Genomic DNA, 9,910 nt, shown 5'->3' on the forward strand with positions numbered 1-9,910 from the left:
GCGCGGCGGCGGCCACCAGGGCGGTCGCGACCAGGTGCAGGTTGGTGGCCTCCCAGGTCTCCACCCGCGGGTCGGCGGGCTTCTCCTCGGCGGCGTGCGCCAGGGCGGCCCCGGCCAGGGCGGCCAGCCCGGCGGCGGTGGCGGCCATCGAGGCGGCCGAGCGCAGCACGCCGGCGCCCCGGGACATCAGCCGCTGGACGTCGGCCCGCGCCTCGGGCGCGAGCAGCGGTACCGGGTGCGCGGCGCGGGCGCCCGCCACGTCGACCGCCCGCTCGGGCAGCTCGCCGGCGTGGTGCCGGGCGGCCAGGTCGGCGGCGATCCGCTCGGCGAAGACCAGCCCCTCCAGCAGCGAGTTGGAGGCCAGCCGGTTGGCGCCGTGCACGCCGGTGCAGGCCACCTCGCCGCAGGCGTACAGGCCCGGGACGGTGGTGCGGCCGTGCAGGTCGGTGCGGATGCCGCCGGAGGCGTAGTGCGCGGCGGGAGCGACCGGGATCAGGTCGGTGACCGGGTCGATGCCGTGCGAGCGGCAGGACGCCAGGATGGTCGGGAAGCGCTCGGCCCACATCGCGGCGCCGAAGTGGCGCCCGTCCAGGTACATGTGCTCGGCGCCGGTGAGCTCCATCCGCCGGGTGATCGCCTTGGCGACGATGTCCCGCGGCGCCAGCTCGTTCAGCTCGTGCTGCCCGACCATGAAGCGCACGCCGTCGGCGTCCACCAGGTACGCGCCCTCGCCGCGGACCGCCTCGGAGACCAGCGGCTGCTGGCCCTCGGCGTCCGGGCCGAGCCACAGCACGGTCGGGTGGAACTGGACGAACTCCAGGTCGGTCACCTCGGCCCCGGCGCGCAGCGCCAGCGCCACGCCGTCACCGGTGGAGACGGCCGGGTTGGTGGTGGCGGAGAACACCTGGCCCATGCCGCCGGTGGCCAGCACCACCGCCCGGGCGCGGATCGCGCCGACGCCGTCGCGCTGGCCCTCGCCCATCACGTGCAGGGTCAGGCCGGCCGCGTGGCCCGCCGCGTCGGTCAGCAGGTCGAGCACCAGTGCGTGCTCGATCAGCTCGACGCCCGGGTCGGAGCGCACCGCCTCGACCAGCGCCCGCGATATCTCCGCACCGGTGGCGTCGCCGCCGGCGTGCGCGATCCGGCGGCGGTGGTGACCGCCCTCGCGGGTCAGCAGGATCTCGCCCTCGTCGTCCTTGTCGAAGGCCGCGCCGGTGGCGATCAGGTTCCGGACCGCGTCCGGGCCCTCGGTGACCAGGGTGCGCACGGCCTCCTCGTCGCAGAGCCCGGCACCGGCCACCAGGGTGTCGGCGAGGTGCTGCTCGGGGGTGTCGCCGGGCCCCAGGGCGGCGGCGATGCCGCCCTGGGCCCAGCGGGTGGAGCCGTCGTCGAGCATCGCCTTGGTGACCACCATGGCCCGCAGGCCGGCCTTGCGGGCGTTGAGCGCGACGGTGAGGCCGGCCACCCCGGAGCCGACCACGACGACGTCGGTGGTCGTGGTCCAGCCGGGGGCGGGAGCGGTCAGGCGGTACGACGACATGGCTTCACTTGCTCCTTCAGTGCGCGGCGGTCGGGGCCGCGCCGTCGGCATCACGGTACGCGCCCCGGCCCGGCGACGCGGGGGCCCCCAGGTCCCCGCGCAGCAGGCCGCTGCCCTCGGGGGCGTCGGCGGCGTCCGGCCCGACCGAGGTGACCCGGTTGGCGGCGTCCACGAACACCACCTTCGGCAGGTACGCCTTGGCCTCGGCGGTGTCCATCTGCCCGTAGGCGATCAGGATCACCAGGTCGCCGGGGTGCACCAGGTGGGCGGCGGCGCCGTTGATGCCTATGACTCCGGAGCCGCGCGGGCCGGCGATGGTGTACGTCTCCAGCCGGGCGCCGTTGGTCACGTCGACGATGTGGACCAGCTCGCCGGGCAGCAGGTCGGCCGCGTCGAGCAGGTCCTCGTCCACCGTGACCGAGCCGACGTAGTGCAGGTCGGCCTGGGTCACGGTGGCCCGGTGGATCTTGGACTTGAGCATGGTGCGGAGCATCTGGTCACGCCTCCTGTGAGTGCATGCCTACTTCGGCTACGGGGGTGGGTACTGCGGGGTGCGGGGACTGCGGGTGGGGCCTGGGCCGTGTCTAGCGGACGATGATGCGGACGTTGTCGATCAGGCGGGTGGAACCCACCTTCGCGGCCACGGCCAGCACCGCCTCGCCCTGGAAGTCGTCCGGCGCCTCGGTGAAGGTGTCCGGGTCGATCAGGGCGAGGTAGTCGAGGGCGACACCGTCGGCGGCGTCGAGGGCGGCCGCCGCGGCCTCGCGGACGGCCTTCGGGCCCTGCGCACCGGCGTCCCGCCCGGCGAACAGCGCCCGGGACAGCGCCAGCGCCTGCCCGCGCTCGGCCTCGGACAGGAACCGGTTGCGCGAGGACAGCGCCAGGCCGTCCTCCTCCCGGACGGTCGGCACGCCGACGATCTCCACGTCGAAGTCCAGGTCGGCCACCATCCGCTGGACGATCGCCAGCTGCTGCGCGTCCTTCTCGCCGAAGAACGCGAAGTCCGGGTCGGTGATGTGCAGCAGCTTGGCGACCACGGTCAGCATGCCGTCGAAGTGGCCGGGGCGGGACGCGCCCTCGAACCGCTCGCCCATCGGGCCCGCGGCCAGGCGCACCAGCGGCTCGCCGTTCGGGTACATCTCCTCGGTGGTCGGCGCGAACACCACGTCCGCCCCCGCCTGCTCGGCCAGCCGCAGGTCGGCGGCCAGGTTGCGCGGGTAGCGGTCCAGGTCCTCGCCGGCGCCGAACTGGAGCGGGTTGACGAACACCGTCACCGCGACCCGGCCGTCCCGGCCGACCTGCTTGCGGGCGGCCCGGATCAGCGCGGCGTGGCCCTCGTGCAGCGCGCCCATGGTCATCACCACCGCGTTGTCCACCGGCTGCTCGTCCGGCCAGAAGGCCGCCTCGAAGTCCGCCACGGTGTGCGTGAGCTCGGCCTTGTGGTCCTTGGGCGCCGGCTTGCCGCCGCGCTGGTTCTTGCCCGCCATCAGTGCTTCTCCTCGTTCAGTACGTCCAGCAGGGCCGCCGCCGGCTCTGCTGCCAGAGACCCGCCGCGGACCGCCCGCTGTGCGGTGGCCCGGGCCATCGCGCGGTACGCCTGCCCGATGTCCGGGGCCACCGTAGCGAGCTGGTCCAGGTGCCGGCGCACGGTGCCGACGTCACCGCGGGCGACCGGGCCGGTCAGGGCCGCGTCGCCGGCCCGCAGGGTGTTGTCCAGGGCCGCGCCGAGCAGCGGGCCCAGCAGCTGCCCGGGCTCGGCCACCCCGGCCGAGCGCAGCAGCTCCATCGCCTGCGCGACCAGGGTGACCAGGTGGTTCGCCCCGTGCGCGAGCGCCGTGTGGTAGAGCGCCCGGACCTGCTCCGGCACCCACTCCGGCTCGCCGCCCATCTCCACCACCAGGGCCTCGGCCACCGGCCGCAGTTCCTCGGGCGCGGTCACCCCGAACGGGCAGCCGGCCAGCCGGGCCACGTCCACCGAGGTGCCGGTGAAGGTCATCGCCGGGTGCAGCGCCAGCGGCAGCGCGCCGGCCCGGGTGGCCGGCTCCAGTACCGCGGCCCCGTGCGCGCCGGAGGTGTGCACCACGATCTGCCCGGGCCGCACCGCGCCGGTGGCGGCCAGCCCGGCCACCAGGTCCGCCAGCGCGTCGTCCGGCACCGTCAGCAGGACCAGGTCGGCGGCGGCCAGCACCTGCGGCGGGGAGACCAGCCGGACCCCCGGCAGCAGCGCCTCGGCCCGGCGCCGCGAGGCCGCGGACACCCCGGACGCGGCCACCACCCGGTGGCCCGCCAGCTGCAGTGCCGCGCCCAGCGCGGGACCGACCCGGCCCGTCCCGACCACACCCACGGCGAGGCGGGCGGGGCGGTTCCCCGGGTCGAGCGGGTCGCCGAAGGGGTCGGCCGCGGCGGGAAAACCTGCGTGGTCGGAGGTGCTCACGGCTCGGCCCTCGTCCTTAACTTCCGTTCCAGTCCTCTGCGGGTACCAGACGTACCGCGTCATTCTACGGCCGCCCCCGCGACCGCCCGGGCACCGCCCGGTCACCCGAAGCGGTGGCTCGCAACGGCAGCTGTTCCCCGCCGGGGTGGCCGCTGCCACGATGGGTCCATGGCAGCAGGGACCACGGGAGTACCCGGTGTCCGGGCCGGCCCCCGGACCGTCCGCGGGCGCCGCGCGACCCCGGCGCGGCGCGGACGACGAGCAGCCGGGGGCGGTCGCGCCGGGCGGGTGACGGCTCAGTCGGTGGCGCCCGCGCGGATCAGGCCGGCCTCGTAGGCGAGGACGACGGCCTGGACGCGGTCGCGCAGCCCGAGCTTGGCGAGGATCCGGCCGACGTGGGTCTTCACGGTGGCCTCCGACAGCACCAGCCGGGCGGCGATCTCGCCGTTGGACAGGCCCTGGGCGACCAGCAGGAAGACCTCGCGCTCGCGCTCGGTGAGCGGGCCGAGGGTGGTGGGGCCGGGCGCGGAGGCCGGGGTGGGGAGCACCTCGGCGAAGCGGTCGATCATGCGCCGGGTGGTGGTCGGCGCGACCACCGCGTCACCGGCGTGCACCGACCGGATCGCGGCGACCAGCTCGGTCGGCGGGACGTCCTTCAGCAGGAAGCCGCTGGCCCCGGCCTTGAGCGCGGCGAAGGCGTACTCGTCCAGGTCGAAGGTGGTCAGGATGAGCACGTGCGGGGCGCCCTCGACGGGCGTGCCGTCCTCGCCCAGGCAGATCCGGCGGGTCGCCTGGACGCCGTCCAGCCGGGGCATCCGGACGTCCATCAGGATCACGTCCACCTGGGTGGTCCGCAGCCGCTCCAGGGCCTGGGCGCCGTCGCCGGCCTCGGCCGCGATCTCGATGTCGCCCTGCGACTGGAGGACCATCCGGAAGCCCGTGCGGAGCAGTTCCTGATCGTCCACCAGCATCACCCGGATGGTCACGTGAGACTCCTTGTCGCTCGGTCGCCGTCGCTGCTGCGCCGGCCTGACGCTACTTGGCCGGCTTGAGGGGGAGGACCGCCCGGATCCGGAAGCCGCCGCCGGGCCGGGGGCCGATGTCGAGGCTGCCGCTGACCATGCCGACCCGTTCGCGCATGCCGATCAGACCATGGCCGTGGCCGTCGGCACCACCGTCGACCAGTTGCTCGGCGGTCGACCCCCGGCCGTCGTCCTCGATCAGGACCTCCAGGTCCCGCTCGCGGAAGTCGACCGCCACCCGGGCCCTGGCCCCGGGGCCGCCGTGCTTGCGGACGTTGGTCAGCGCCTCCTGCACGATGCGGTACACCGTCAGCTCCAGACCGCGCGGCAGCCCCCGCTGGTCGCCGGTGGCGGTGAACTCCACCGGCAGGCCGGCGGTCCTGACCTGCTCCAGCAGGTCCGGCAGTTCCTCGACGCCGGGCTGCGGCACGTACTCCTCGGTGGTGTCGGCGGTGCGCAGCACCCCCAGCAGGCGGCGCATCTCCACCAGTGCCTGCCGGCCGGTGGCGGCGATCGTGCCGAGCGCCTCCTTGGCCTGCTGCGGGGAGTTGTCCAGCACGTACGCGGCGCCGTCGGCCTGGACGATCATCACCGAGACGTTGTGCGCGACCACGTCGTGCAGTTCGCGGGCGATCCGGGCGCGCTCCGCCGCGACCGCCACCTTGGACTGGGCGTCGCGCTCGCGCTCCAGCCGCGAGGCCCGGTCCTCCAGCTCGATCAGGTACGCCCGCCGTACCCGGGTGAGCCGGCCCCAGGCCCAGCACAGGATGAACGGGGTGGTCATCAGCGCGGCCAGGAACAGTGCCCGCGGGAAGTCCTGCGGCGAGTCGCTGTGGTCGGCCCCGGTGGCGAACCGCCACACCGTCAGCGGCCCGGCCGCGACCCCGGCCGCGAGCATCAGCCGGGACGTCCACGGGGTGCCGAAGGCGGCGCCGGTGTACGCGAAGATCAGGTAGCCGATGCTGGAGAAGCTCGGACTGACGTTGAACGCGATCTGTGACAGACCCAGCAGGACGGCCAGCGCCGAGGTGGCGTCCGGGTTGCGCCGCCGGAACACCATCAGCAGCGGAATCGCGAGCGCGACCAGGACGCCCGGGAGCTCCTGCCCGTCCTGTTCGACCGCCGCCAGCACGCCGAAGAAGAGGACCGGCAGCGCCCAGGCGGAGTCCACCACCATGGGGTGTCGGCGGAGCCAGGCGTTGAGTCGATGCACGATTCCAGCCTAGGGAGTCGCCCGGCCGCTCCAGGTCCGCCGGGAGGGCGATCCGCTCTACTCCGCAGGGTGGAGACGCCCCCGACTTCGGTAACGTCCCCGGACATGGACTGGATGTGCTGGCGGCCCGCCATGGAACGGGCCCTGTACGGGATGGACGGCGGCTTCTACCGCAGGCCGGAGGGCCCGGCGGGCCACTTCCGGACGTCCGTGCACGCATCACCCCGGTACGCCGTGGCGGTGGCCCGTCTGCTGGCGGGAGTGGACGAGGCGCTCGGCCACCCGTCGGAGCTCGCCTTCGTCGACGTCGGCGCCGGCCGGGGCGAGCTGACCGCCGGCGTGCTGGCGGCCGCCGGGCCGGACCTGGCCTCCCGGCTGCGCCCGTACGCGGTGGAGCTGGCCGCTCGCCCTGCCGGGCTGAGCGAGGCGGTGGTGTGGACGGACCGGGTGCCGCAGGGGGTGCAAGGCCTGCTGTTCGCCAACGAGTGGCTGGACAACGTGCCGCTGGACATCGCCGAGCGCGGCGAGGACGGCGTGCTCCGCTATGTCGAGGTCTCCGCCACGGGCGAGGAGCGGCCGGGCCCGCCGGTGGCGCCGCAGGACGCCGACTGGGCCGCGCGCTGGTGGCCCGAGGGGGACCGGGTGGAGCTGGGCGGGCCCAGGGACCGGGCCTGGGCGACGGCCGTCGGCGCGCTGGAGCGCGGGCTGGCGGTGGCCGTCGACTACGCGCACACCAGGGCCGCGCGGCCGCCGTTCGGCACGCTGACCGGGTTCCGCGGCGGGCGGGAGGTGCAGCCGGTACCGGACGGCGGCTGCGACCTGACCGCGCACGTCGCGCTGGACTCGGCGGCCGTGCCGGCTGTCCACAGCCTGTGGACGACCCAACGGGAAGCGCTCCGCGCGCTCGGCGTGCACGGCGCGCGCCCCCCGCTCGCGCTGGCCTCCAGCGATCCGGCCGGCTACCTGCGCGCCCTGTCCGGTGCGGGCGAGGCCGCCGAGCTCACCGACCCCGCCGGTCTGGGCGGCTTCGGCTGGCTGGCGCAGGCCGTCCGGATGCCGGTACCGCAGAGCCTGGCCGGGCTGCCGGGATGGCAGACTCTCACCCCATGAGGGAGACCACGGTCGGCATCGGCGCAGGCGCGCAAGAGCTCACCAGCGAGCTGGGCACCAGCGACATGGTGCTCAACATCGGACCGCAGCACCCGTCCACGCACGGCGTGCTGCGGCTGAAGCTGGTGCTGGACGGCGAGCGGATCGTCGCCGCCGAACCGGTGATCGGCTACATGCACCGCGGCGCCGAGAAGCTCTTCGAGGCCCGGGACTACCGGCAGATCATCATGCTGGCCAACCGGCACGACTGGCTGTCCGCCTTCGCCAACGAACTCGGCGTGGTGCTCGCCGTCGAGCGGATGCTCGGCATGGAGGTGCCCGAGCGCGCGGTCTGGATCCGCACCATGCTCGCCGAGCTCAACCGGGTCCTCAACCACCTGATGTTCCTCGGCTCGTACCCGCTGGAGCTGGGCGGGATCACCCCGGTCTTCCACGCCTTCCACGGCCGCGAGGAGCTCCAGCACGTGCTGGAGGAGGCCTCCGGTGGCCGGATGCACTACATGTTCAACCGGGTCGGCGGCCTCAAGGAGGACCTCCCGGCCGGCTGGCTCGGCCGGGTCCGGGCCGCCGTCGCCACCGTCCGCTCGCAGCTGCCGGTCTTCGAGGACCTGGTGCTCGGCAACGAGATCTTCCGCGGCCGTACGGCCGGGGTCGGCGTGCTGTCCGCCGAGCACGTGCACGCGTACGGCGTCAGCGGGCCGATCGCCCGGGCCAGCGGTGTCGACTTCGACCTGCGGCGCGACGAGCCGTACCTGGCGTACGGGGAGCTCGCCGACGTCCTCACCGTGGTCACCCGCGAGGAGGGCGACTGCCTGGCCCGGTTCGAGTGCCTGCTGGAGCAGACCGCCAACTCCCTCGACCTCGCCGACGCCTGCCTCGACCGGCTCGCCCAGCTGCCCCCCGGGCCGGTCAACCTGCGGCTGCCCAAGGTCCTCAAGGCCCCCGAGGGCGAGACCTACGCCTGGACCGAGAACCCGCTCGGCATCAACGGCTACTACCTGGTCTCCCGCGGCGACAAGACCCCCTGGCGCCTCAAGCTCCGCTCCGCCTCCTACAACAACATCCAGGCCCTCACCGAACTCCTCCCGGGCACCCTGGTCGCCGACATGGTCGCCATCCTCGGCTCGATGTTCTTCGTCGTCGGCGACATCGACAAGTAACCCCGGCACCCCTCCAGGGGCGCGAGGAACCGCGCGAGCTCGGAAGGCCGAGTGCCGCCACCTACCCCCTGGCGGTAGCCCCCAGGGGCGCGAGGAACTGCGCGAAGTCGGAAGTCCGGCCGCCGCACCTACCCACCGCCGGCGCGGGGCACCTCCTCGGTGCCCCAAGAGCCGCTGGCACCACCCTGCCGGGGGCACCCCTCCAGGGGCGCGAGGAACTGCGCGAAGTCGGAAGTCCGGCCGCCGCACCTACCCACTGCCGGTAGCCCCCCACCGCCGGTGGCTCCCCCCACCGCCGGCAAGCCCCCTACGCCAGGTCGGCCGGGTGCGGCGCCAGGTTGCGGTCGGCGCCGGCCGCGATCCGCTGTTCGCAGAGCCGGACCAGTTCCCGGTAGCCGGCCGGCCCCATCAGCTCGGTGAGCTCGGGCCGGTAGCTGACGTACACCGGGTCCGGGGCGTTGTGCGCCTCCGGGCTGCCGGTGCACCACCAGTGCAGGTCGTGGCCGCCCGGCCCCCAGCCGCGGCGGTCGTACTCACTGATGGTGACCTGGAGGTACCGGGTGTCGTCCGGGCGGTCGATCCAGTCGTACGTGCGGCGCACCGGCAGCTGCCAGCAGACGTCGGGCTTGGTCTCCAGCGGCTCCTTGCCCTCCTTGAGTGCGAGGGTGTGCAGCGCGCAGCCGGCCCCGCCGGCGAAGCCGGGGCTGTTGAGGAACAGGCAGGCGCCGTTGACCCGGCGGGTCTGCCGGTCGCCGTCCTCGTCGAGCATGGTGATGCCGCCGTCGACCTTGAGCCGGCCCTTGGCGTCGGTGCCGTGCTCGAAGTTCTCCCAGGTCTCGGGGGTCAGCCGGGCCGCGTGGCCGATGACCCGCTGCTCGTCGTCCTCGTCCGAGTAGTGCGCGCCGAGCGTGCAGCAGCCGTCGGAGGCGCCGCGGCCCGGCCGGATGCCGTGGCAGCCCTTGCCGAAGATGCAGCCCCAGCGGCTGGTCAGCCAGGTGAGGTCGCAGCGGAAGACCTGCTCCTCGTCGGCCGGGTCGGCGAACTCGACCCAGGCGCGGGCGAAGTCGAGCGGTACCTCGGGCCGGACCGTCGGCGGGGCGAGGTCGACCAGGACCGGGCCGGCCTGGCCCTTGACGGCCTTCGGCCTGTCCCGGTCCTTGTCCTTCTTGGACTTCTTGTCGGACTTCGCGCTCTTCACCGTCTCTGCTGCCACCTTGCAAGGGTAGGCCCTCGAACAGCGGAGACCGGCCGGTCCGCGGGTGCTTTCGGCCTGGTGCGCCGGACTCCCCGCCGTGGCCGCATGCGCCTGCCGCACCGCCGTTCGCCGCCCCCGGCTCGTGAAACGGCTGTGAAAACGGCGCCCCGTACCTGCGGTGCCCCCGGGCCCGGGGCCTAGTAGGGCTTGGTCAGGTTGGTACTGGCGTGGGTATG

9 protein-coding genes are annotated in these 9,910 nt (G+C 74.5%); 2 read left to right on the forward strand and 7 right to left on the reverse strand.

What is annotated here, in order from left to right:
* The 6 genes from AA75_RS20700 to AA75_RS20725 form a co-directional block, all read right to left on the reverse strand.
* A partial coding sequence (locus AA75_RS20700; protein WP_033821636.1) for an L-aspartate oxidase occupies positions 1–1,540 on the reverse strand: 1,540 nt, incomplete at its 3' end.
* 16 nt (positions 1,541–1,556) lie between these two features.
* The gene (panD, locus tag AA75_RS20705) at positions 1,557–2,033 is read right to left on the reverse strand and encodes an aspartate 1-decarboxylase (RefSeq protein ID WP_033821637.1); all 477 of its coding nucleotides are present in this window, start codon (positions 2,031–2,033) and stop codon (positions 1,557–1,559) included.
* Between the two features lie 91 nt (positions 2,034–2,124).
* On the reverse strand, positions 2,125–3,027 hold the full coding sequence (gene panC / locus AA75_RS20710) for a pantoate--beta-alanine ligase (RefSeq protein ID WP_033821638.1): 903 nt from the start codon (positions 3,025–3,027) through the stop codon (positions 2,125–2,127).
* Entirely contained in the window at positions 3,027–3,974 is a 948-nt protein-coding gene (locus AA75_RS20715) for a DUF2520 domain-containing protein (protein WP_051812906.1), read from the reverse strand. The genes panC and AA75_RS20715 overlap by 1 nt, the downstream gene beginning before the upstream one ends.
* A 296-nt stretch (positions 3,975–4,270) precedes the next feature.
* Positions 4,271–4,960 (reverse strand): response regulator transcription factor, encoded by a 690-nt coding sequence (locus AA75_RS20720; protein ID WP_033821639.1) that lies wholly within the window; start codon positions 4,958–4,960, stop codon positions 4,271–4,273.
* Between the two features lie 49 nt (positions 4,961–5,009).
* Positions 5,010–6,209, reverse strand: coding sequence for a sensor histidine kinase (locus tag AA75_RS20725; RefSeq protein ID WP_033821640.1), 1,200 nt, complete (start codon positions 6,207–6,209; stop codon positions 5,010–5,012).
* Positions 6,210–6,314: 105 nt separating this feature from the next.
* Here AA75_RS20725 and AA75_RS20730 point away from each other — a divergent pair, with 105 nt between their 5' ends.
* Both AA75_RS20730 and AA75_RS20735 read left to right on the forward strand, forming a co-directional pair.
* Positions 6,315–7,319, forward strand: coding sequence for an SAM-dependent methyltransferase (locus tag AA75_RS20730; protein WP_033821641.1), 1,005 nt, complete (start codon positions 6,315–6,317; stop codon positions 7,317–7,319).
* Positions 7,316–8,479 carry an NADH-quinone oxidoreductase subunit D gene (locus AA75_RS20735; protein ID WP_033821642.1) on the forward strand — a complete coding sequence of 388 codons (1,164 nt, stop codon included), beginning with the start codon at positions 7,316–7,318 and terminating at the stop codon, positions 8,477–8,479. The genes AA75_RS20730 and AA75_RS20735 overlap by 4 nt, the downstream gene beginning before the upstream one ends.
* Before the next feature lie 307 nt (positions 8,480–8,786).
* Here the strand turns inward: AA75_RS20735 and AA75_RS20740 are convergent, their stop codons facing one another.
* On the reverse strand, positions 8,787–9,692 hold the full coding sequence (locus AA75_RS20740; RefSeq protein ID WP_199520376.1) for a hypothetical protein: 906 nt from the start codon (positions 9,690–9,692) through the stop codon (positions 8,787–8,789).
* Positions 9,693–9,910 lie beyond the last annotated feature (218 nt).

The organism is Kitasatospora sp. MBT63 (genome assembly GCF_000710465.2).
In the GTDB taxonomy this organism is placed as follows: Bacteria; Actinomycetota; Actinomycetes; order Streptomycetales; family Streptomycetaceae; genus Kitasatospora.

Bases quoted from the DNA above. Each gene is read 5' to 3' on its own strand.
- panD (WP_033821637.1), bottom strand. From the start codon at position 2,033: ATGCTCCGCACCATGCTCAAGTCCAAGATCCACCGGGCCACCGTGACC.
- panC (WP_033821638.1), bottom strand. From the start codon at position 3,027: ATGGCGGGCAAGAACCAGCGCGGCGGCAAGCCGGCGCCCAAGGACCAC.
- AA75_RS20730 (WP_033821641.1), top strand. From the start codon at position 6,315: ATGGACTGGATGTGCTGGCGGCCCGCCATGGAACGGGCCCTGTACGGG.
- AA75_RS20735 (WP_033821642.1), top strand. From the start codon at position 7,316: ATGAGGGAGACCACGGTCGGCATCGGCGCAGGCGCGCAAGAGCTCACC.